Origin of the sequence: Aeribacillus sp. FSL M8-0235 (assembly GCF_038000355.1) — a bacterium.
GTDB lineage: Bacteria > Bacillota > Bacilli > Bacillales > Aeribacillaceae > Aeribacillus > Aeribacillus composti.
The window spans coordinates 2,438,290-2,461,628 of record NZ_JBBOBW010000001.1 but is presented as its reverse complement, the minus strand read 5'-3'; the positions used below and the strand labels follow the sequence as shown (position 1 = coordinate 2,461,628).

The 23,339-nt window shown below is 39.4% G+C and carries 23 protein-coding genes and 1 pseudogene; 15 read left to right on the top strand and 9 right to left on the bottom strand.

Annotation, left to right across the window (positions count from 1 at the left end; translation table 11 throughout):
- The first annotated feature begins 148 nt into the window (after positions 1-148).
- The 3 genes from xylF (at position 149) to NSQ71_RS11935 (ending at position 4,010) form a co-directional block, all read left to right on the top strand.
- Entirely contained in the window at positions 149-1,237 is a 1,089-nt protein-coding gene (gene xylF / locus NSQ71_RS11945; RefSeq protein WP_339230421.1) for a D-xylose ABC transporter substrate-binding protein, read from the top strand.
- 91 nt (positions 1,238-1,328) lie between these two features.
- Complete coding sequence (locus NSQ71_RS11940) at positions 1,329-2,828, top strand: xylose ABC transporter ATP-binding protein (protein ID WP_130157813.1); 1,500 nt, start codon at positions 1,329-1,331, stop codon at positions 2,826-2,828.
- Entirely contained in the window at positions 2,829-4,010 is a 1,182-nt protein-coding gene (locus NSQ71_RS11935; protein WP_339211924.1) for a sugar ABC transporter permease, read from the top strand.
- A gap of 307 nt (positions 4,011-4,317) precedes the next feature.
- On the opposite strand, the gene NSQ71_RS18565 is transcribed toward NSQ71_RS11935, so the two are convergent.
- Positions 4,318-4,437: a hypothetical protein gene (locus NSQ71_RS18565; protein WP_445684710.1), complete on the bottom strand. Its 120-nt coding sequence runs from the start codon at positions 4,435-4,437 to the stop codon at positions 4,318-4,320.
- 406 nt (positions 4,438-4,843) lie between these two features.
- Between NSQ71_RS18565 and NSQ71_RS11930 the strand changes: the two genes are divergently transcribed.
- Complete coding sequence (locus NSQ71_RS11930) at positions 4,844-5,116, top strand: acylphosphatase (RefSeq protein WP_094246179.1); 273 nt, start codon at positions 4,844-4,846, stop codon at positions 5,114-5,116.
- Positions 5,117-5,201: 85 nt separating this feature from the next.
- Here the strand turns inward: NSQ71_RS11930 and zwf are convergent, their stop codons facing one another.
- The gene (gene zwf, locus NSQ71_RS11925; protein WP_066247642.1) at positions 5,202-6,677 is read right to left on the bottom strand and encodes a glucose-6-phosphate dehydrogenase; all 1,476 of its coding nucleotides are present in this window, start codon (positions 6,675-6,677) and stop codon (positions 5,202-5,204) included.
- A 177-nt stretch (positions 6,678-6,854) separates the two neighbouring features.
- Between zwf and rnz the strand changes: the two genes are divergently transcribed.
- The gene (gene rnz, locus NSQ71_RS11920) at positions 6,855-7,784 is read left to right on the top strand and encodes a ribonuclease Z (protein WP_094246177.1); all 930 of its coding nucleotides are present in this window, start codon (positions 6,855-6,857) and stop codon (positions 7,782-7,784) included.
- 263 nt (positions 7,785-8,047) lie between these two features.
- Here rnz and namA read toward each other — a convergent pair whose 3' ends face one another.
- On the bottom strand, positions 8,048-9,073 hold the full coding sequence (gene namA / locus NSQ71_RS11915) for an NADPH dehydrogenase NamA (protein WP_130157790.1): 1,026 nt from the start codon (positions 9,071-9,073) through the stop codon (positions 8,048-8,050).
- Positions 9,074-9,202: 129 nt separating this feature from the next.
- The gene (proC, locus tag NSQ71_RS11910) at positions 9,203-10,039 is read right to left on the bottom strand and encodes a pyrroline-5-carboxylate reductase (RefSeq protein ID WP_094246174.1); all 837 of its coding nucleotides are present in this window, start codon (positions 10,037-10,039) and stop codon (positions 9,203-9,205) included.
- Between the two features lie 325 nt (positions 10,040-10,364).
- Here proC and NSQ71_RS11905 point away from each other — a divergent pair, with 325 nt between their 5' ends.
- The 4 genes from NSQ71_RS11905 to NSQ71_RS11890 all read left to right on the top strand — a co-directional run bounded on the left by NSQ71_RS11905 (position 10,365) and on the right by NSQ71_RS11890 (position 14,092).
- On the top strand, positions 10,365-11,333 hold the full coding sequence (locus tag NSQ71_RS11905) for an MBL fold metallo-hydrolase (protein ID WP_340733983.1): 969 nt from the start codon (positions 10,365-10,367) through the stop codon (positions 11,331-11,333).
- Positions 11,334-12,128, top strand: coding sequence for an SDR family NAD(P)-dependent oxidoreductase (locus tag NSQ71_RS11900; protein ID WP_063388354.1), 795 nt, complete (start codon positions 11,334-11,336; stop codon positions 12,126-12,128).
- Between the two features lie 339 nt (positions 12,129-12,467).
- A complete protein-coding gene (locus NSQ71_RS11895; protein WP_094246170.1) occupies positions 12,468-13,724 on the top strand; it encodes a Y-family DNA polymerase in 1,257 nt (418 codons plus the stop codon).
- Between the two features lie 38 nt (positions 13,725-13,762).
- The gene (locus NSQ71_RS11890) at positions 13,763-14,092 is read left to right on the top strand and encodes a YolD-like family protein (protein ID WP_066247653.1); all 330 of its coding nucleotides are present in this window, start codon (positions 13,763-13,765) and stop codon (positions 14,090-14,092) included.
- An 86-nt stretch (positions 14,093-14,178) separates the two neighbouring features.
- Here the strand turns inward: NSQ71_RS11890 and NSQ71_RS11885 are convergent, their stop codons facing one another.
- Positions 14,179-15,945: an IS1182 family transposase gene (locus NSQ71_RS11885; RefSeq protein ID WP_340733982.1), complete on the bottom strand. Its 1,767-nt coding sequence runs from the start codon at positions 15,943-15,945 to the stop codon at positions 14,179-14,181.
- Between the two features lie 527 nt (positions 15,946-16,472).
- Here NSQ71_RS11885 and NSQ71_RS11880 point away from each other — a divergent pair.
- Positions 16,473-16,640: pseudogene (locus tag NSQ71_RS11880) on the top strand (hypothetical protein); the annotation flags it as partial.
- Positions 16,641-16,785: 145 nt separating this feature from the next.
- Here NSQ71_RS11880 and NSQ71_RS11875 read toward each other — a convergent pair.
- Positions 16,786-17,157, bottom strand: coding sequence for an iron chaperone (locus tag NSQ71_RS11875; RefSeq protein ID WP_340733981.1), 372 nt, complete (start codon positions 17,155-17,157; stop codon positions 16,786-16,788).
- 218 nt (positions 17,158-17,375) lie between these two features.
- Positions 17,376-18,749, bottom strand: coding sequence for an IS1380-like element ISGsp2 family transposase (locus tag NSQ71_RS11870; protein ID WP_327803572.1), 1,374 nt, complete (start codon positions 18,747-18,749; stop codon positions 17,376-17,378).
- A 493-nt stretch (positions 18,750-19,242) separates the two neighbouring features.
- Between NSQ71_RS11870 and NSQ71_RS11865 the strand changes: the two genes are divergently transcribed.
- From NSQ71_RS11865 to NSQ71_RS11850, 4 genes are all read left to right on the top strand, one after another.
- On the top strand, positions 19,243-20,025 hold the full coding sequence (locus NSQ71_RS11865) for a class I SAM-dependent methyltransferase (protein WP_340733980.1): 783 nt from the start codon (positions 19,243-19,245) through the stop codon (positions 20,023-20,025).
- Positions 20,026-20,234: 209 nt separating this feature from the next.
- Positions 20,235-20,558, top strand: a complete 324-nt coding sequence (locus NSQ71_RS11860; RefSeq protein WP_066247658.1) for an iron-sulfur cluster biosynthesis family protein — start codon at positions 20,235-20,237, stop codon at positions 20,556-20,558.
- A 10-nt stretch (positions 20,559-20,568) separates the two neighbouring features.
- Positions 20,569-20,811, top strand: a complete 243-nt coding sequence (locus tag NSQ71_RS11855) for a DUF2552 family protein (protein WP_063388346.1) — start codon at positions 20,569-20,571, stop codon at positions 20,809-20,811.
- Positions 20,812-20,847: 36 nt separating this feature from the next.
- Positions 20,848-21,057, top strand: a complete 210-nt coding sequence (locus NSQ71_RS11850) for a DUF3886 domain-containing protein (RefSeq protein ID WP_130157802.1) — start codon at positions 20,848-20,850, stop codon at positions 21,055-21,057.
- Between the two features lie 358 nt (positions 21,058-21,415).
- On the opposite strand, the gene cyoE is transcribed toward NSQ71_RS11850, so the two are convergent.
- A complete protein-coding gene (gene cyoE, locus NSQ71_RS11845; RefSeq protein ID WP_340733979.1) occupies positions 21,416-22,333 on the bottom strand; it encodes a heme o synthase in 918 nt (305 codons plus the stop codon).
- A 170-nt stretch (positions 22,334-22,503) separates the two neighbouring features.
- On the opposite strand from cyoE, the gene NSQ71_RS11840 reads away from it, so the two are divergent.
- Positions 22,504-23,097 carry a TetR/AcrR family transcriptional regulator gene (locus tag NSQ71_RS11840; RefSeq protein WP_340733978.1) on the top strand — a complete coding sequence of 198 codons (594 nt, stop codon included), beginning with the start codon at positions 22,504-22,506 and terminating at the stop codon, positions 23,095-23,097.
- Between the two features lie 87 nt (positions 23,098-23,184).
- On the opposite strand, the gene NSQ71_RS11835 is transcribed toward NSQ71_RS11840, so the two are convergent.
- Positions 23,185-23,325: a hypothetical protein gene (locus tag NSQ71_RS11835; RefSeq protein WP_340733977.1), complete on the bottom strand. Its 141-nt coding sequence runs from the start codon at positions 23,323-23,325 to the stop codon at positions 23,185-23,187.
- Between the last annotated feature and the right edge of the window lie 14 nt (positions 23,326-23,339).

Sequence of the window (23,339 nt, the reverse complement as noted above, 5' to 3'; positions counted from 1 at the left end):
GAATCCTATTTTGGTAGTCAGTAAAATTTTTACAGGTGAAAAATGTCCCTTTATAAGTCGAAAAAGTGAAGGAAATAAGAAAGAAATCGTTTTCATATGCGTGATAGGCTTAAAAATGAAAGCGTAAACATTACGAGGGGGGTTTCAAATGAAGAAATGGTGGAAAACTTTATCGATGGCAGCTGCATCACTTGTTTTAGCTTCTGCTTTAACAGGATGCGGCGTTGTTTCATCGGGAGACGAGGACAAAAGCAGTCAAGCAAAAGAAGATGGCGACAAAATTGTGGTTGGTTTCTCAATGGATACGTTAAAGGAGGAGCGCTGGCAGCGCGATAAAGACCTGTTTGAAGCAAAGGTAAAGGAATTAGGAGCAGAAGTAAAAACGCTTGCGGCTAATGGCGATGATGCTGCTCAATTGAATCAAGCAGAACAATTAATTTCCGAAGGGGTAGATGTGTTAGTTGTTGTACCACATAATGCAGAAGCTACAGCAGCTATTGTTGACAAAGCGCATAAAGAAGGAATTAAGGTTATTTCGTATGACCGCCTGATTAAAAATGCAGATGTAGACTACTATGTATCTTTTGACAATGTTCGAGTTGGGGAAATGCAGGCGAAAGAGATTGTTAAGCAAGCACCGACTGGAAACTATGTATACATCGGTGGTGCCGATACAGATAATAATGCACACCTATTCCGTGAAGGAGCTATGAATGTGTTAAAACCGCTTGAAGAAAAAGGGGATATTAAGATTGTTTATGATCAGTTCTCAAAGGACTGGAAGCCTGAAGAAGCATTGAAAAATATGGAAAACGCTTTAACAGCAAATAAAAATAATATTCAAGCAGTTATAGCAGCAAATGATGGCACAGCTGGCGGCGCCATTCAAGCATTAGCGGCTCAAGGACTGGCAGGGAAAATCCCTGTGTCTGGTCAAGATGCAGAGTTGGCTGCGCTGCAACGCATCGTGGAAGGAACGCAAACAATGACGGTTTATAAACCAATTCATGCTATTGCCACGAAAGCGGCTGAAATAGCTGTAGCTGTTGCAAAAGGAGAAAAAATCGAAACAGATCAAAAAATACCGAACGGTAAAATCGATGTTCCATCTATCCTTCTCGATCCTATTGCTGTAACGAAAGAAAATGTTCTAGATACTGTCATTAAAGATGGATTTCACAAATTAGAAGATGTCTATCAAAATGTTCCAAAAGATCAATGGCCAAAACAGAATTAAATGTTATAAAGGCTGACTCTTCCAAAAGAGTCAGACCTTTCTCATTCTATCATGCTGCGAATGGGAGGGAAGATGGTTGTATTCGTTAGAGATGGATCAAATAACAAAAGAGTTTCCCGGAGTGAAAGCATTAGACCGTGTAACATTTAAAGTGAAAAAAGGTGAAATTCATGCGCTCTGTGGTGAAAATGGAGCGGGTAAATCGACGTTAATGAAAGTATTAAGTGGATTATATCCAACTGGAACATATTCAGGAGAGATTCGTATAAACGGAACCCCTGTACATTTCCGCAATATTAAAGATGCAGAAAAGGCAGGGATTGCAATTATTCACCAAGAACTTGCACTCGTTAAAGATTTGACAGTTGGAGAGAACATTTTTCTAGGAGCAGAACCGAAAAAATATGGCGTCATCCAATGGGATCAATTGTTTTATGAGTCATCCGAATGGTTAAATGCAGTAGGTTTAAATGTGGCTCCTCAAACGAAAATCTATTCACTTGGCATCGGGCAGCAACAACTTGTGGAAATTGCCAAAGCTTTGTCTAAAAATACGAAGATATTGATTTTAGATGAACCGACAGCTGCCTTAACAGAGAGTGAAGTCGAAATATTAATGGGAATTTTAGAGGAATTGAGAAAAAAAGGGGTAACATGTATTTACATTTCTCACAAAATGCCTGAAGTTTTTCGTTTAGCTGATTCCATAACCGTCTTACGTGATGGAAAATCCATTGCAACTCTATCCAAAGATGAAACAAGTGAAGATGAAATTATTTCTTTAATGGTCGGCAGAGAATTAACGGAACGATATCCGCAAGCTGAACGAACTCCAAAAGAAACGATTCTTGAAGTGAAAAACTATTCTGTCTGGCATCCAGACATGCCAAAAATGAAGGTAAATGATAATATTTCCTTTTCACTTAGAAAAGGAGAAATCCTTGGAATAGCTGGATTAATGGGGTCTGGTAGATCAGAGCTTGCCACAAGTCTTTTTGGAGCATATGAGGGAAAACGGGAAGGCGAGGTATGGATAGAAGGTAAAAAGGTTCACATTCGCAATGTTCAAGATGCTATTAATGAAGGGATAGCATTAGTGACAGAAGATCGAAAACGCTTTGGTCTTGTTTTAAGTATGGATGTGAAAACAAATACCACTCTTGCCAGTTTGAAAAAAATTAGCAAATGGGGCGTTATGAACCATAATGAAGAAATGAAATCAAGCCAACAGTTTGTCCAGAAGTTAAAAACTAAAACGGCATCTCTCGAAACGAAAGTTGGAGCATTATCGGGAGGGAATCAGCAAAAAGTCGTTATTGCCAAATGGTTGATGTCTAAGCCGAAAATTTTAATTTTAGATGAACCTACACGGGGAATTGATGTAGGGGCAAAATATGAGATTTATCAATTAATGAATCAGCTGGTTAATGAAGGAGTCGCAATCATTATGATCTCATCAGAGCTGCCTGAAATACTTGGTATGAGCGATCGAATTCTGGTCATGAACGAAGGCAGATTTGTGAAAGAACTGACGAAAGAAGAAGCCACACAAGAAAAAATTATGTCAGCAGCAACGGGAGGAGGGAAATAAATGGAATTAAAAGTGACGGCTCAACAAAAGACAAATGTCAAAAAAAAGTCGTTGAAAGATATAATCGGAAAAATTGACGTACGGGCTTACACGATGATTGGTGCCATAGTTGCGATTTGGCTGTTCTTTGGAATTTTGAACGATACATTCTTAACAGCGCGTAACCTTTCAAATTTATTCACTCAAATGTCTGTTACTTCTATTTTAGCGATTGGAATGGTCCTCGTTATTGTTGCCGGACACATTGACTTATCTGTCGGATCCATTGTAGGTCTTACAGGAGGTATTGCTGCCATATTTAGTAACTGGATGGGAATGCCAACGATTGTTGTCATTGTTATCACGTTAGTTGCTGGTGCAATTGTTGGCCTACTTCAGGGTTGGCTAGTTGCCTATCAGGCAATTCCTGCATTTATTGTCACTTTAGGCGGTATGATGGCATTTCGCGGTATCTTAATGGGAATAACGAAATCAACAACCATTCCTATTTTTGATGCGAATTTTATTGCCCTTGGAAGTGCCTATTTTACAAATATGTTTGGGATTGTGTTGGCCATACTAGCAGTAGTCATTTTGGTTATTTTAACAATAAGAAAACGAAAAACTCGCTTAAATTATGGATTTGAAGTAATGCCTCTTTCATTGGAAATCATGAAAATACTTTTTCTTAGCTCACTCATTGTTTTATTCGTCATCACGATGAACAGCTATAAAGGAATTCCGTTTCCCATTATATTTGTTATCGGTTTGGCAGTCATTTTTTCATTTATTGCGAATAACACAACATTTGGCCGTCATATTTATGCAATTGGCGGAAATTCAGAAGCTGCGCGTTTATCAGGAATTAATATTAAAAGTCGCACGATGCTGCTGTTTGTATTTAGCGGATTGTTATCAGCCGTTGCAGCAATTGTGTTAACAGCTCGTCTTTCTTCTGCTACCATTTCGGCTGGTCAGATGTATGAATTAGATGCTATCGCTGCATGTGTCATTGGCGGAACCTCTTTAATGGGCGGATCTGGAACGATTATTGGTGCGATTATAGGGGCCATGGTCATGACATCGCTCGATAATGGAATGTCCCTTATGGGGCTGGACACCTATTGGCAGTACATTGTGAAAGGAAGTATTCTTGTACTAGCAGTCTGGATAGATATTGCAAGCCGTAAAAAAAATAAGTAGTTAAAAATCTGCGACAAAAGGGCTGAACTTTGGATATCATTCATAGTTTCAGCCCTATTTGTATTGGTAAAAATGTACCAGTATGCTGTAAAATTTCCATATAATTATGAAGACTATATCAAACTATGGAAAGCTTGGAATAATCCTCATTTCATTTCCTATTCTTGTGGTCATTTAGGCATCGTATTTCAACGAAGGAAAATCACTAAGGACGGAATGTGATTTATTAAATATAAAATCACATAAATAAAAAAGCCTATAGGTAACTCCAGAAGCAATTAAGAAGTTCGATAACTAAACTTACCTCTTAAATAAGCCTAATTTTTTTTTTTTTTTTTTTTTTTTGCTGCTTTTTTCTTCCATTTTTTAAAATGTTGTTGACATGGTTTTTGACCGTTCGGATGGAAATGAACATTTCATCTGCAATTTCACGTATTATCTATGAACTCTAATATTTTTCATTCGGTTGGCGTTAGTTGTGATTGGATTTTTTCCATCTTATATTGATTTTCTATCTTTTTAACTTGCAAAATTCTTTGGTCAAGTCCAAATTATTGTGTAAATTCCCCCTATGAACTTTACTTTCTATAATTTGGATGGGGATGTTTAATAAGTCGTTTTTCGGCTTATAGACGCTCTTTTAATGTTTTAGAAATGTTGATAGATTGATATTTTTCAATGAGGATTTGACTTTTTAGACAGCCTCTATTGGATATATTTTTTAACTATCACTTTTTTGATTAATTCTTTCACAAACCGTTTCGTTTATATCTAAATTCGGTAAAAAATAAATTAAGATAGAAATGAAGAATATTTATGAAAGGAGTGAAAAAATGAAGCAATACCATATCATTGTTTCAGGACGTGTGCAAGGAGTGGGGTTTCGATATTTTACGCAATCAAAAGCGGTCGAGCACCAAATTTCCGGTTGGGTTCGAAACAAGATGGACGGAACGGTTGAAATCGTTGCAGAAGGAGAGGAGCAAAATTTACAGAACTTTCTTGCCTCTATTCAAAAAGGTAGTCCTTTTTCAAAAGTTGAAAATATACAATTAACGGAACATGATGAAGTGGAAGGCTTTCAAAAGTTTGATATTCGTTATTAATCATTAAAGCATCAATATGATAAAACACCCCTATTTGTACAAGGGGTGTTTTAATAAGGCAACACTTTTAAATTGAAAAATGTCATTAGATCGGCCACCAATGGAAGCCGTCTTTGGCAAGAAGTTCATCCGCTTCTTTAGGACCCATCGAGCCTGCCTCATAGTTAGGGAAGGCTGCTTTTTTACGGGACCATGCATTTGAAATCGGATCAACATATGCCCATGATAAGGCGACTTCATCCCAGTGGGTAAAATTCGTGGCATCGCCTTGCATGCAATCATATAGCAATCTTTCATATGCCTCCGGAGTGTTCATGCCGTCGATGCCGTTATTGTTGTAAGAAAGCTTAATTGGTGTAGCCTCTGAGCTTACTCCCGCTTTTTTGGCATTGAGATGAAGCGTAATCCCTTCATCAGGCTGGATATGGATGACAAGCAAGTTTGGAACGCGGTCGCTTTCCTTTTTAAAGTATAGGTTCATTGGAATATCTTTAAATTCGACAACAATTTTTGTTGATTTTTCTTTCATCCGCTTTCCTGTGCGAATGTAAAAAGGAACGCCTGCCCAACGGTAATTGTCAATCAAAATCTTTCCGGCCACAAACGTTTCTGTATTGGAATCGGGATCTACATTTGCTTCTTCTCGGTAGCCGATAACCTCTTTTCCATTAATTATTCCCTTTGTATATTGGCCTCTTACAAAATAGCTGTCGACTTCATTTTCCTGAATTGGCCGTAAAGCACGAAGCACTTTAATTTTTTCGGAACGAATTTCGTCAGTCGTTAATTTAATTGGCGGTTCCATCGCAAGCAAGGCCACCATCTGCAGCATATGGTTTTGCACCATATCTCTGAGCGCACCGGATGTTTCATAATAGTTGCCCCGGTCTTCCACGCCGAGTGATTCGCTTGAAGTAATTTGAATATTGGAAATAAAACGGTTATTCCATAAATGTTCAAAAAGCGCATTGGCAAATCGAATGACTTCAATATTTTGCACCATTTCTTTTCCTAAATAGTGGTCGATTCGGTAAATTTGCTCTTCATCGAATGCGGCGCGGATTTCATCGTTTAATTTTTGGGCGGAAGCTAGGTCATGGCCGAACGGCTTTTCAATGACAAGTCTTGTCCATCCGTTTGTATCTTTTAAACCGTGCTCTTTTAAATTGTTAGCGATGATTCCGAAAAATTCAGGCGCCATCGCCAAGTAAAAGACTCGGTTCCCTTCCGTTTGATATTTTTCATCCAAGTCGGAAAGTAAGCTTTTTAAGCTGTGATACGAAGACTGGTTCGATACATCAAACGGATGATAATAAAAATGCGAAGTAAAGGATGTTAGATCGCTGTTGACGGAAACTGCATTTTCAACGGAATCTTTAACATTTTCCCTGAACGTTTCGTTCGTCCATGGTCTTCTTGCCACGCCAACGACCGCGAATTCTTCGCTGATCTTACCGCTTTGATATAAACGGTAAATGGATGGGAATAATTTCCGTTTTGCTAAATCTCCTGTTGCTCCGAATATAATGATGATTGCTTTTGGTAACTGGATTGTATTCACTGAACGTACCTCACTTTATCGTTTTGCTATAAATTTTGCTAAAAATATGTACCCGTTCAAATATTTAATTTTAAAGGTAAACGTACTGTAACGCAAATAATATTTGCTGATTTTTCTGCTAAATATTGAATGAATGTATTATAATAACAGATAAAAAGACATTTGGAGGAGCGAACGTTGAATCTTTATTTTTTAGGAACAGGTGCTGGTCTGCCGGCCAAACATCGAAATGTGTCTTCCATTGCGCTTGAATTGCTTGAAGAACGCGGTTCTATTTGGCTGTTTGATTGCGGCGAGGCGACACAGCACCGGATTTTATATACGAACATCAAACCGGCAAAAATTGAAAAAATTTTTATTACGCATTTGCATGGTGATCATATATACGGACTTCCCGGTTTGTTAGGAACAAGATCCTTTCATGGCGCCGAGAGCCCGCTCGTAATTTACGGTCCTCCCGGCATTAAAGAATTTGTGGAACAAACTTTGAAGTTAAGCTTTACTCATCTTAAATATCCGCTTATTACAAAAGAAATATTTGACGATGAAACCGTTTTTGAGGATGATCAATTCATCGTTAAGGTAAAGAAATTGGAGCACGGCATCCCTTCATTCGGTTATCGGATTATAGAGAAGGATCTGCCCGGAACACTTTTAGCGGATCGATTAAAAGAAATTGGAGTAAAACCAGGACCTATATACAAAAAATTAAAAAATGGCGAAACAGTCCAACTTGCTGATGGAAGAGTTTTGAATGGAAAAGATTTTTTAGGTCCTGTCAAAAAAGGACGGATTGTTTCGATTTTGGGTGATACAAGATATTGCAAGCAAAGCGTCGAATTATCAAAGGATGCGGATGTTTTAGTGCATGAGGCGACATTTGCAAAGGATGAAGAGCTTTTGGCCTACAATTATTTTCATTCGACAACAGTTCAAGCAGCGCAAATTGCTTTAGAGGCAAACGCAAAAACGTTATGGCTGACGCATATTAGCTCGCGATATCAAGGCGAAAAGGATTGTCAAATGCTTCTGGCTGAAGCAAGGGCTGTATTTCCTGAAGCAAGCCTTGCCCATGATTTTTTATGTGTCCCAATTCCTAAAAAGTAGAAAATGGTATGGGGATGCCAAAAATGAAACTTTCGCCGCCTTTTTTACATAGAATAAAAGAATCGTCTACAGGTATATTTAGTCCTATAATCGGGCAAAAAAATCGTCGACATGATTCTTGCAGAATCTCTGAACTTTCAAAATTTTTTCGGTTGCGGCAATGAAAGAATTATATGTTGATTCAACACTCACTGTATGCTTTGGAAAATGCAATATGCAAACAAAAGCTGCCTCAAAAGGCTTTTTTGAGACAGCTTCTTCTTTTATACGCGCCATCCGCGTTCATATTGTGTCGGCGATTCAATTTTTGCGTTTAGTTCATTAGCTGCATGGTAAGGCCAATATGGATTTCTCAATAATTCGCGGGCGACAAAAATAAGATCCGCCCGGTTGTTTTTTAAAATCTCTTCCGCCTGCAAAGGTGAAGTAATTAAGCCGACTGCCCCTGTTTTGATGTTTGCTTCCTGTCTGATTTTTTCGCTAAATGGCACTTGGTACCCGGGATAAACATCTATATTTGCCGGGACAAGCCCTCCTGAGCTGACATCAATCAAATCGACACCATCCTCTTTCAGCCATTTAGCAATTTGTACGTAATCATTTATCGTCGATCCGCCTTCAACATAGTCACTGGCGGAAACACGAACAAACAACGGGCCTTCCCACACTTTCCTTACGGCTTGGATAACCTCTTTTAAAAACCGGTAGCGGTTCTCTAAGCTTCCTCCGTACTCATCATTGCGCTTGTTTGATAGCGGAGATAAAAATTCGTTAATGAGATAACCGTGGGCAGCATGGATTTCGATGATATCAAAGCCTGCGTCCTTAGCTCGTTTTGCTCCTAATTGAAATTTTTCAACCGTTTCTTTTATTTGTTCTTTTGTCAGTTCTTTCGGTGTACGGCTGTTTTGATCAAAAGGAATTGAAGATGGGGCGAATATGTCTCCGCTCACATTTGACTTTCTTCCTGCATGAGCAAGCTGGATACCTGTTTTCGCTCCGTATGATTTGATTTGCTGCACAAGTTCAGCCAATTTTATAATATGGTCATCTTCCCATATACCGAGGTCCAATTCAGAAATTCTGCCTTCCGGCGTAACAGCTGTTGCTTCAAGAATGATGAGGCCCACCTGTCCCACCGCTCTTGAAATGTAATGTGTGAAATGAAAATCTTCAAGAAATCCTTTTTTATTTGCGGCTGAGTACATGCACATCGGCGACATGACAATTCGATTTTTCAATGTGACATCTTTAATCGTAAATGGAGAAAATAATAATCGGTCTTTCATCTTTTATTCGCCTCCCTAAATATTTCCTTTGAAATTTTAGCAATTATGATTATTTTTGTCATATGATCTGCTTGGTAAATATAAAAAAGGGGTTCAGTATTGCTCGCTGAACCCGAGTCCGATTTCAAATTATTGTTCGTTCACCAGTTTTTCCTCCAAAGCGCTGTTTAATTCTTTTGACCGTTCGACTGCCCGTTTCACACAGCTTATAATAGCTTCATCTACGTGATGATCGTTTAAGACGCTTAAGCCGGCTTCAGTTGTGCCGCCTGGGCTCATTATTTCTTTTCTTAGAGTAGACGGCTCTTTGTCAGACGTTTTTAACATTAATGCTGCCCCATAAAGTGTTTGAACAATGAGGGAGCGCGCCATGGACTTTTCTAACCCGATTTCTTCTGCTGCTTTTTCCATTGCTTCTACTATGTAATAAATATAGGCTGGTCCGCTTCCTGCCAGTCCTGTGACGGCATCGAGCTTGTCTTCTTCAACAATTTCAACTGTTCCGATCAATTGAAACAGTTCAACAGCTGCTGACAGGTCACCATCCGTTGCATATTGTCCTTGTGCCAAGGCGGTTGCTGATTGTCTGATGGTAGCGGACGTATTCGGCATTGCTCGAATGACGGGAATACGTTTGTTGAATAATGTTTCAATTGCTTTCGTTGAAACGCCTGCGAGCATGGAAATAACAAGATGGTTTTCTGTTGCGTATTCGCGGACTGTTTTTACTGCCTCGTCAACGTCCTTCGGCTTCATCGCGAAAAAAATCGTTTTTGTGTTGTCAAACAAATGCTTTTTATCTTTTGTCATCGTGACGCCGTATGTTTTTTGCAGCTCCTCGAGCCGCTTTTCATTGGAACGGTTTGTCACAACGATCTCTTCTCTCCGGCACTTGTTCCCGTTGATCAATCCGGATATAATAGCTTCCGCCATAGATCCGGCTCCGATAAATCCAAACTTGTACATAAAAAGAGACTCCTTCCTGATTGTTTTATATGTTTCTTTTGAACTTCTTCCCTATAAACTTAGTTTAAAAGAGAAGAGATTCAGTTGGAAAGGTAGCGAGAAAACGTTTTACTATTCATCTGTTAAGCAACAGAAGCGCATGCTTTGGATAGGCTTGTATGATGAAATGTTTCCCTGCCTTAAATTCTAAAAGCGTTGTAGAATTAATTTTTTATCAGTTCCTACGGCTTGTCAAGTATACTTATGAATTATTTGAATAAAATGACAAATTGATTTATCATGTGTAAAATAAGTTATATTAAAAAATTAAAGGCGGTTTGCAAAAATGTTCAGCAAAGATGCAATTTATAAAATAACGATCCCTATACCTTATCCGATTAAAGATGTGAACGTGTATGTTGTAAAAGGGGACGCATTGACATTAGTGGATGCAGGGATGAAAACGGAGGAAGCGTGGAGAGTTTTTGAACATAAGCTGAAGGAAATAGGGCTTGTGCCTGAGGATATTGAGCAAGTCATTCTTACCCACCATCATCCTGACCATATCGGTTTGCTCGATTTTTTTGATGGCGATCTTCGTGTTTTGGGCCATCGTTTGCTTGCTCCTTGGCTTTCTCATGATGTGCGTTTTTTTGATCGGCAAAAGGAATTTTTTTTAGAATTGTTGAAGCAGTTTGCCGTCCCAGAGTCGTTTAAGTCACACTTAGATCATCTTGATCTTTCCTTATATCCACGCAATCATCCGCTGACCTCCTCCATTCAAGAAGGAGATGAAATAGACGGGATGCCTGGGTTTACAGTCATTGAGACTCCTGGACATGCCCAAAGCCATATCGTTTTGTACAATGAGGAAGACTGCCGAATGATCGGCGGCGATCATTTGCTGAAAACCATTTCCTCCAATCCTGTTCTTGAAATGCCGTATGAAGGAAAAGAGCGTCCAAAACCTCAGCTGCAATATAATGAATCTTTGAAAAAGCTTTTGCATATTCCGATTTCTGTTGTCTTTCCGGGTCATAAAGATGAATTTTTCGATCCTCACCTGTTGATTCGGAACCGTTTAGACAAACAGCATGAACGCGCGCTCACCGTATTAAAGCATTTAGAAAAACAGGAAATGACGGTGTTTGCTCTTTGCAAGCTTCTTTTTCCGGCTGCTTATCAACAAGAGCTTTTATTTGCTATATCAGAAACTGTTGCTCAGCTTGATTATTTAGAACAATATGGAAAAATTAACAAAAGAATAGAAAATGGCGTTTTACTTTTTTCCGCGCAACGAAGAGGTGACAAATAAATGAATTCGCGGCTTAAAGATCGATTGGTAGTTATTACGGGGGCATCGAGCGGGATCGGGGAAAAAATCGCAAGGATCGTTGCAGAAAGCGGTGGACATTTAGTTTTGCTGGCTAGGAGGAAGGATCGTCTCAAGAAACTTTCGGATGAGCTTCAAGCCTCTCACTCTATTTCTTGTACATATTACGAACTGGATGTCAGTGACCTTGACGCAGTTTCCGAAGTATTTACGGACATCACAGAGAATTTTGACCGAGTGGATGTTTTAGTCAATAATGCTGGTTTTGGTATTTTTCGAAATGCAGAGGAAGCAACATTCGAAGAGATGCAGCAAATGTTTAAAGTAAATGTGTTCGGATTAATTGCTGCGACAAAGCTGGTTCTTCCGATGATGCTGGCCCAACGGGAAGGGCATATTATTAATGTCGCCTCTCAGGCTGGCAAAATAGCTACTCCGAAATCAAGCATCTATTCTGCTACAAAACATGCTGTTTTAGGCTTTACGAACAGCTTGCGGATGGAAGTGGCGGACCGCGGGATTTTTGTAACATCTGTCAATCCGGGTCCAATTGAAACGGATTTTTTCAATCTTGCCGATACGTCAGGGGATTATGTGAAAAACGTCCAACGCTGGATGCTTAATCCGGAAGCTGTTGCACAAAAAATCGTGAGCGTGATGCTGACAAATAAACGGGAAATTAATATGCCTGTTTGGATGGAGCTTGGCGGGCTTGTTTATCGTCTCATGCCCTCCCTATTTGAAAAAGTTGCCGGAAATTTGTTTCGGCAAAAATGACCGGGAGCATGATGCAGGAAATGAACAGAAAGCTGAAGGCGGACTTTTCGCTAAAATCTCCGCTCTCACTTCTGAAAAGGCGCGTCAAGCGTCTTTTTATTTTGATAAAAAATTCAGCTCTTTCACCGATTTGTCTCCAACTTAAATCTTCTAAAAAACGCGGCTGTATTTTGAATAAGCTTTCCAAGCTTAATATCTGTTTTTCGATGCCGTACTTCGTTGTTATGCTCCTTTTGTACCGCGAAAAATGGCGCAAATTCCCATTGAAACCGAACGTATATTCCCATACAATAAAAATAAAATAAAACCGAACATACATTCTCATGAGGGGATGATGGAATGAATTATGAATCGTTTCCAAACCGGCATATATTATGCATCGATATGAAAAGCTTTTATGCGAGCTGTGCGGCGGTCATACTTGGGCTTGATCCTTTAACAGCCCACATTGCTATCGTTGGGGACAAAGAGCGGACAGGAAGCATTGTATTGGCCGCTTCACCAAAACTGAAGGAAGATTTCGGAATTCAAACCGGATCCCGCTTATTTCAAATTCCAAACGACCCCCGCATCCGCCTCATCACTCCGAAAATGGCGACGTATTTACGGATTTCTGCTGAAATTACTCGGCTGCTGAACCGCTATGTTCCGAAAGAAAACATTCATGTTTACAGCGTAGATGAATGTTTTATTACTGCGGATGGAACAGAAAGACTTTGGGGGGATGCGCATAGTCTGGCCGAAAAAATTGTGGAAGATTTACGAAATGAATTTTCTCTCCCATGCGCGGTTGGGATCGGTCCAAACATATTGATGGCGAAGCTTTGTCTAGATTTGGAGGCGAAAAAGAAAGGTATAGCGGAATGGACGTATGATGATGTCAAAACGAAGCTGTGGAGCATCAAGCCGTTGCGTAAGATGTGGGGGATTGGGACAAGACTTGAAAAAACGTTAAATCGAATGGGAATTTTTACAGTTGGTCAGCTCGCAAATTATCCGTTAGAGCTCCTTGAAAAGAAGTTCGGCGTCATGGGGAATCAGCTTTATTACCACGCATGGGGAATAGATCTTTCCGACATAGGCTCTCCGATTATGCTGGGGCAAATCAGTTTTGGAAAAAATCAAATATTGCTTCGCGACTATCCGGACCCCGAAGAGGTGAAATGCGTCATCTTAGAAATGTGCGAGGAAGTGGCAAAAAGAGCGAGGGAACACCGGATGGCGGGGAGAACAATCAGCCTTGGAATCGGCTACAGCCAAAAGGAAGGCGGAGGAGGATTTTACCGTTCCAAAACGATGGATGTCTCAACAAATATTACGATGGATCTTTATCGAGCCTGCCTTTTGCTGTTTGATCGTTTTTATGAGGGGAAGACAGTCAGAAAAATTTCCATCTCTCTTTCCAACGTGGAAAAAGACAGCGGCATGCAGCTTGATTTGTTTAGGCCGAACCGCATAAAAGAGCATCGTTTAGGATATGTAATGGATGCGATTCGGAACAAGCACGGCTCCAATGCACTGCTGCGCGCTGTTTCGTATACGAAGGCAGGAACGAGTCTTCACCGCAACAAGCTGATCGGCGGGCATTATGCGTAACGAATATGAAGAAAAGAAAGCAAAGGATGGGATAAACAATGATTCAGGATCGTGGAAGCATAAAATGGACAGCTATGATGCTGCCCGAGCATGTGAAATTACTAAGGAAATACAATGAAAGTTTAGATAAAGTCGAAAAACCGGTTTTAGATGAACAAAAATATGAAGAATTTAATGAAGTTATCTGTGAGGCTATGGAAGAGAACATTACTCTACAATTCACCTATTATCAAAAAGGTGAAATAAAGAAGCTTGTCGGCAATATTCATTATATCGATCAGCTAAAAAGAGAATTACGAATTGTTGATTACTTGACTAAAAAACATGTTTTAAAATTAGGAGATATTATTGAAATTGAGCAATACTAAGAAAACAGCATTAGAAATACAAACTTAATAGGGGTAGCGTAAGGTCAGGAAAATGCAGATTTACAACGCTTAGAAAATGACGATAATTAAAAGGGCTTGTCTAAAAAGTCCATAAAAACAGAGCGAATGGAGAAAACAATGAGTTTTTCCATTCGCTCTGTTTCCTTATTTTTGAAATTGGTTTGGGAATTTGCGGCCCATTTCAGTATGTTGTGGGCCATTGCCACAATCCCGAATTCTGTTCGGACTTTATGAAGCCCCCGTAACAGAAATCGAGTGAAACGCAAATTGCCCTTGATGTTACCGAACACACTTTCGACATCCACTTTACGCTTCGCATAAAGAGCTGCCTTTTGTTCGTCACCAAGAGCTGCTTTGGCTTTCGCTTTCATTTCTTCATAAATCGTGTTCCAATATACTCGACGATTTCCTTTGGCTTTCGTACACCCATTCTTCAACGGGCAATCCGTACAATCTTCACACTCGTACACTTTCAAATCTTGTATGTATCCAGATGCATTTTTTCTTTTTTGATAATACTTGAATACGACTTTCCGATTGTTCGGACAGATAAAGCAATCGTCTTCTTCGATGTATTTCCAGTTTTGTACTTTTGATAAATCCTTTTTAAACTTTTTACTTTGTTCCTTCAAATAGGTTTGGTATGGGGCTAATAATTCAAAACGAGGTTCTTTTTCTTCGCCAATCGCATATAAATAGTTTTCTTCACTCGCATATCCTGCATCGGCAATGACATACTTGAGTTTCTTTTCCTTCGGCATCGATTCCAATAACTTTTCCATAAATGGTTGGAAACAGCGAGTATCTCCTGGATTTTGATAAATTTCAAATCCCACGATAAATTGATGTTGTGTGGCGAGTTGAACATTATAACCCGCCTTGAGTTGGCCGTTTTTCATATGGTCCTCTTTCATTCGCATAAAAGTGGCCTCATGGTCGGTTTTCGAGTAGCTATTTCGTTCACCTAGAATCTGTTTTTGTACTTTGTATTTTCGTAATCGTGGAAGATAATCCGTTTGAATCGTTTTCAGTTGTTTGGTGAGTTGGGATTTTTTAGAGCGAAGTTCTTTTTTTCTTTCTTTGTCTTCTTCCTGTTTATAATCTTTTTCCAAAGCTTCTATTCTCTCAGAAAGTTGTGCCGATGATTTTTCTAATTCTTCTTCTAATTGTTCTTCTTTTAATTCCTCCAAGGCGATTTGGTGCGCTTCTTGTAGAAACGATTGAATTTTGGCTCGTAGTTTCTGATCATATTTTTCTACGGATTTTCGCCATACAAACGTATATTTGTTGGCATTCGCTTCTATTTTCGTACCATCCACAAAAATATGGTCGAGGTCGATAAGTCCTTGTTCTACTAGTTGAAGGACAAATTGTTCAAATACAGAATCCATCATGTTTGACATACGAACACTACGAAAATCATTTATTGTGCGATGGTCAGGGGTTTGCAATCCCGCCAACCACATCATCGGAAGATTTTCTTTCACCATTTGCGCTATTTTCCGACTTGAATAAACATTTTGAGTGTACGCATATAAAATCACTTTCAATAACATTTTAGGGTGATAGGGTGCACGACCCCCACCAACATAATGAGTATACAACACTTCATCCGGAATCGATTCCACCATTTCATCCACTAAACGGGCGACATGATTTTCAGGAATATACATTTCGATATCTAAAATGCTCATGACTTGACGATTGCAATAAGGTTGGAAAACTAGTTTTTTGCGTTTCTTATTCTTTTGAACCTCTATTTTTTGAATACCCTCTAGAGTCATTTCTAATTGCGTGTTATAATTTTCTTGAATAGTCATTTGATTATTCATAAGAAATCGTCCTTTCTGTAGAATGTTTTTTGGTCAATTTCATTCTATAAAAAAGGACGATTTTTTTGTACCCTAAAAACAGAAAAAAGGGCTGAGCCCAAGGTCGATTCAATCGACTTTTCGGACAGCCCCTTTTTGTGTGTGCGCCCGGCATGGGTGTAATCTATAGGGTGAAAGTCCCGAGCTGCGAAGGCAGAAGTAGCAGTTAGCTTAACGCAAGGGTGTCCGTGGTGACGCGGAATCTGAAGGAAGCGAGCGGCAAACTTTAAGGTCTCTCGGAACACGAACTTCATATGAGGCTAGGTATCACTGGGTGAGTTTGCACAACAAAACAAAGCCCTTTCTGCCGAAGGTGATACAGAGTAAATGAAGCAGATGGATGGAAGGAAAGATTACACTCTTACCCGGGGAGGTCTGGCTGGCACGCCAAGTAACCTTGGTAACCTATCTATTGATAGATAGCTGAATAGTCAGAAGTCAGCAGAAGTCATAGTACTCTTTCAAGCTCGAGATGGAAGAGGAAGGACTATATGATAGATGCATTAAAAGCTGTGGAAGGATCAGAAATTCGCATCAGCTTTACAGGGGCGATGAGGCCGTTTTTAATTCGTGTTCCCGAAGATGAAACAGTTTTGCAGCTGATTCTTCCTGTCCGAACATATTTCTTAGCTCCTGTAATAATTTACACTTATTAAAAAAGGACGCACCCCAAACTTTTACATTAGCTGTGTCAGGGCGTCCACAACAAGAGTGTTGGGGCATGAAAAAGTGTTTTTGTAGCTATCAACTTCTTAAAGCCTCTCAGAAGCCCTCACAGGCTTTTCTAAGGGCTATCCTATTCTATTTCCGCCAAAAAGTTGAACAGTCTGCTTTATCCTGAATATTAAATTCAATCATTTTCTCAAGCAATTCGTAATTTACCGGCTCATTCCACGGAATTCGAAACAAGCCTTTGGTAGCGCTGTAGCCAGCTTGGGCGATTTCATCGGCAAAATGCATCATTGTCTTTTCTTCGGGTGAAACGCTCAAATGATGCTTAGCTGTGGAAAAGCCGATAATAAATGTGCCGTGATCGGTAAACATTGGCGTATTCCACTTGATTTGCGGTTCTAAATTTGGAAATTTATTAGCAACCCACGCCAAAATTTCCTCTGTTCGGTCGCGGTGGTCGGGGTTATCAATACCTGCTAAATATTTTGCAAAAACTTCCATGTTATTTCCTCCCTGAATCCGTGATGAATTGAAATCGACTTTGATTTTGTTGTAATTTTGATGGATTGATAATCCATAAAACCCTTTTTATGCTTATGACCTATGTCATCTCTATTTCCGAAAATGGAACAAATCTCTTTTTTAGGTATACGAACCAAAAAAATAGACAAAAAAGCACAGGGAGTGACGTTGGACATCAGTGCTCGAACATTCGTTCGTTATCTTGCCTCTCTCCATTTCTGATAGACGTTCAGTAGGGGCTCGCTATAGCCACTCCTTCGCGTCAGTTTCATCCAGATCTGTCGTGATCGACGGACGAGTCGCCCTGCCATCGTGATCACCGTCTGAATAATCGTCTTGATGCGGCGGCGTTTCACTTTGTGGTGCAACGGATGTCTCGGATCGCTTAATAGATCTTGTCCAATCAGACGAAGAAGATTGTAAACGAAGGCTCCCATGACCAACACGAGCGCATTCGTTTTCATCTTCCCAGATGGAAGCCGCTCTAAATCTAAGTCGCTCTTCAGTTCGCTATGAAACTGTTCGCATGTCGCATGGTCATGATACAACGCGAGCACATCGCTCATTCGAACATGCTCGTATCCTTTGAGCCGCACCCAATAGCTTTCCACTTCATAATCAGGAACGAGCATCAGCTGTCCATTGCGTTCCATCGTCCGTTCCGTCACTTGGGTGACTTGAACGTACGTATACGTGTTTCCATCGATCGCTGCCTTCTGTGGAAGGCATAGCTCATAGGTTTGTACTCCTTCGCTTTGTCCATCATCGACACGTTTGCCCTTTTGCGAAGCGATCTGGAACCAAAGCGCTTTCGATTCTCGGCGTAAGTTTCGCTTGATGACAAAGTCCACGTCTTCCTTTAGGCATACGTGCCCATTCGCTTCTGCATCGTTTCCTGCATCCATGCGAACAAGCAGACGAGATGAAGTCAGTTGACGAGCTCGACGGATAGCGGTGACTAAAAACGAGGGCATGTTGTCTTGCACATGTTGTTTCCCTGGACGCAACTCGGCATGAACGAGATACCCTTCCTTCCCTGCATACGCAAACAACGGTGTAAAACCGTCAAATCCTTTATACGTTCGACTGACTCCTTCTTTTTTCGTATCGGAGTTGTCAAATGGGGAACCATCTATATCAAGGGGAAGCCATGTCGTCTTTCCTTTGGTCCAACAAGGGGACAAAGTGGCATGTCGTTGAATCAACAGACGTATGGACTCCTCCCAAAGAATCGTTTCGGTCATCGGAAGACAAGCGAGCTGATCGAGTCGTTGTCGCAAGGTTGGAGAGGAAGGCACGTGCTGAATCCCCATCGATGCCGAAAAGATATCGTCCTGACGATACGCTTCGATATGATCGAAATCCGTTTTTCCTGTGGCAAGCAAGCCAATCATCGAGCGAATGACATCGCTATGGGAAATGTGCACTTCTCGACGAACCGTTGGAAGCCGAAGTGCGTTTACCCGTTTATCCAGTTTCGTTCGATGGAGTAAGTAGCCAACGAGAGCAAGCCCAGCACTTGGGGTAATCGCTTCATCTGTCAATACAAACCGAATCGGGAAATCTTTCATCACATCACCTACTTGATGAAGAATCGTCAACGTCGTTTTCCCTTATCGTATCAACGGTTTGCGACCATTGTAAAGATGTTTTGTCACGGATTCAGGTCCTCCTAAAATAAAAATCGTTCAGAGAAGTTCCTCAAACCCATTCGTCGTTAAAACTCCTCACAGAACCGCTCAGAACACGACACCTATTTCCACTATATATTTTACAACCTGAATAGTCAAAATGGCTTAAAATGCAAATTAGTTTTGAAATTTTCCATCCGAATGTAGAGTTAAAAAAAGGTTCGACCATTTAAAGCAAAACTTGATTATTTATAATAAAGATTGATAAAACCATGATATTGTGAAACAATTTACTTAAACTGAAGGAAAGGATACAGCACCAAATTAAATGAATATTAGTTTAATTTATGCTGTATCTTTTCGCTAGTCAACTACACGAGCCGTAGCAATTCAATGACCGAATTGCTACGGTAATCAGTTTAATGATTTAAGGATGGCTGATAACTTGAAAACAAATGCTAGGTATCAAACTTGGATTCGAATGAATAAACTACTAATTTTTTTGCTTTTTTCACTTTTATTCATTTTGTTGACATTCTTACCTATTAATTTATATCTGCGAGTTTTGTCAGGTATTATAGCGTTACCATTAATTTATATTACATTTATCCTTTCTTATTCTTATTACCAATTCGCAGCATTTGGGGGAAATTATCAGTCAAAAATACATGACTTAATTGTTGCCAAGGTGAATTGGGATGGGCAAGGAAAAATACTGGATATAGGAACAGGCAGCGGTTCACTGATTATTAAACTTGCAAAGGCTTTTCCTGAGTCCCTATTAACTGGAATTGATTATTGGGGCGACGATTGGGAATATTCGAAAGATCAATGCCAACGAAACGCTGAAATTGAAGGGGTTTCTGATCGAATAAATTTTCTGAAAGCAAGTGCCACAAAACTGCCTTTTAAAAATGATGAATTCGATATAATTGTAAGTTGTCTAACATTTCATGAAGTTAAAGATGAAAGAAATAAAACAGAAGTAATGAAAGAGGCATTAAGAGTGTTAAAACCTGGTGGTGGATTTGTCTTTTTAGATTTGTTTATGGATGAAAAAATATTTGGGGATGAAAAAGAGCTCTTAAATTCCTTAAAGAAACATGGTGTATCTGAATTGAAAAACTACAAACTCGCTAAAGTAATGAAACTGCCAAAGCTTTTATTGAACAAAAAAGTATTAGGGAATGCAATGATATTGATTAGAAGAAAATAGACGTGTCATCATTTGCTTGTGAAAATAACACTGATTTCTCACAAATAAAAACAACAGCTTTATTCAACTAACCCGGCTAATAGTTTGTCAATATTTCTCTATAAATGTTTAAAAAACGTTAATCGGTTATGTTCATTCTGCTTCAATAAGCGGAGAGAGCTAAAATATGATAGAATGGAGGCAAAATTAAAAAAGGATGATTTTAGCCTATGAACATTTCGTTTACAAACGCAGCGAAAGCAAAACTTAAAGAGATATTGGAAATGAACGAAAACCGCTATATAAAGCTGAAATATGATACAGATGGCTGCGGCTGTGTCATGAGCGGTGTTACTGTTCTTTGGCTTGTGAAAGATCTTGATGAGGATGATATGAAAATTGATACAAATTTTGTCCCGGTGTACGTGGAGCGATCAAAGCTTGTTTTTTTAGATGATGAATTGCAAATCGATTATCACGGGCAAAAACAAATATTCATGCTCAAAAGTCCAATGCAAATTTACAATCCAAGAATGAGCTGCATTGTGAAATGAGGGAACAAAATTGAAGGAACGTCTAGCTTCTTTAAAGAACATTGCTTTAAATAAAACATGGGTGTCCTTTCTCCATGACAATCATCCGTACACCCTTCTGCATTGGTCTGTAGGAGGAATGGGATATGAAAAAAAGGATGTGTGGCTGATTCAAGATGAAATGACGTTTGAAGCGGAAGAGTTTGCCACGATCGATGAAGCAATTGCATGGATGGAAAAAAACATGCAGAATATTCACGATGTATTAGGATAAAAAAGAGCATGCATTGGTCAAAGGAAGGGAAAAAACATGAAAGATGCATGGAATCTCAAAGATCAGATCGGCGAAGAAAAAGCGAAAAAGCTTATAGATATGAAGAAGCAAATTGAAGAAGAAAAGGAGAAATTAAAAAAACTGGAATTGGAGCGTAAAAGAAAAGAGGAACAAAAGCGGGAAAAACAGAAAAGCTTTGCTGAATTGCTCGCAGAAAGCGACTTGAAATGGGAAGATTTTAAATAAAAAGCTGGAAAGGAGGCTGTCCAAAAAGTCAGGGTTCACTGACTTTTTGGAGCCCCTTCATTTTAGGGACTTATCGGATAGACCATTTTTCCTGTCTTGTTTATATCCTCCAGAAGTCTTATGAAGGACTTTTCTTCATTAGGTTCTTCAAAAGTTGTATGACGGACATTCAGCATATACAATTGCTTCTTGTTGGACTTCATTGCCTCTATGAAGGACATTTACAAATTTTATTCGATTATTTTTGTCCTTCACAGTAGTATTTTTCCCCGATCCTTCATTTTAGGAACTCATCGGACAGCCCCTTAATTCCCAACATTTATTATGCCGCCATGAATTTGTTTAGAAACACTTTCTTTTATAAATGAAAAAGAATTCCCACAAGAGAATAGATAATGACAGTTGAAAATAAGATTGTCATATGAAACAGAGAATAAAGAAACATTGATTTTGCCCATTTCTCTGAATCCATCTTTTTATAGCCGAAAATGCTTAACATAAGCCACAGAACGCTTAAAAGAAGGGCTACTAGCATAAGACCGAGGCTTAAAGGCCCAAAAAGAAAGCTTGCTGCAATTAAAATAATTAAATAAATATTCGTTTGTATATATGCTCTTTTAACACCTTTGACAACTGGGAGCATAGGGACCTTCGCAGCCTTATACTCATCGTGCTTGCGAATAGCTATAGCATAAAAATGAGGCATTTGCCAAATAATTGAAATCACAAACAGACCAAGAATGGCTGGATGTGTCACGTCCGGATGAACAGCAGCCCATCCGATGAGAGGGGGCATTGCTCCAGAAATACTGCCAATTTCCGTATTATAAATTGTTCTTCTCTTGCTCCACATCGTATATGGGACAACATAAAAAAACAAACCTAGAAACCCTAGGAATGCTGCTAGAGGAGTTGTAAATGCAAGAGCTGCAATTCCTAAAATAGACATACAGATTCCAAGCCATAATACTGTTTTAGGCTTTATTGCTCCTGTCACAGTCGGTCTGTTTTTCGTCCTTTCCATGATAGAATCTATATCTCGGTCATATAAGTTGTTAAAAGCTCCAGCTGCGCCCATTACGAAAATCGATCCAATCAAAGCAAATAACATTTCCGGCAATTTCTCAAACAGGCTGATCTGATACGTATACAATGCCAATGTCAATCCAGCCAACATCGGAACGAGATTTGATTGAATAATTCCAATTTTACAAGTTTCAGCCAAAATTTGGGGCAAAGTTGGTTTCTGTGTTGTAAGGCTTTCTTCTTTTCGCATTCTTCCCCTCTTCCTTTTTCACTCATGATCTATAAATCTAGGAGGACATTGTTGATAGTTGCGTCCAGCATAATGAGAAATTATAATTTGTATACTGATTAGAATTTATATACTATTTGGTATGTTAATGCTATATGGTATGATTGTCAAGAGAGAGGGAGGATAGCAAAATGGTCAGACGAAGATTAACCCAAGAGGAGCGAAAAAAAGAAACGCGGCAATTACTTTTAGAGTCAGCTGTTGAAATCTTTGCTCGATTCGGCTTTCACGGCGCTTCTGTTGATAAAATTGCAGAACATGCTGGATTTAGCAAAGGGGCGGTATATGCCCATTTTCGTTCCAAAGAAGAGCTCTTTTTAGCCATTTTGGAGCAACAAATGCAATTGCATGTGGACAACATTCTTCAAGTCATAGACGGACAGCATTCGCTTTCACATTTTATCGAAACGATGGATGAATATTTCCTGTCAGTTAGGCAGAAAAATCGAACGTGGAGCATGCTTAGCATGGAATTTTTTCTTTATGCGATGCGTGAAGAATCGGTACGCCGAAAATGGTCTGACATGATAACGGAAGCGGTACAACAAATTTCCAAGGCGATTGAAAAATTGAAGTCGAAAGAGAATAACGATTCTGCTCTATCTGCGGATGAAATAGCATGGACTATTCTTTCGTTAGAAAACGGTTTAGCGATATTTTATTATATTAGCGAAGACTGTGTTCCCCTTCATTTATATGGAAAAGCACTGCAAAATTTGCTTTGATCCCCTCATTAGAAAATATTCAAGCTTAAACGGATTTCAAAATATATTAGTCCAAAAATTTTTCAAGATAGGAATGGGCGGCGCTGTTCAATGAACCGATACATATAGTTGTAAATCCGGTTTATGTGCTATGAACAATCGTTTAGCCATTGAGATTTGCAACACGAACATGCGAATCCCATCCGTTTCGGCAGGAACATCAACTGGATAGCTAAATTGAATTTTCAACAGTCATGTGAATC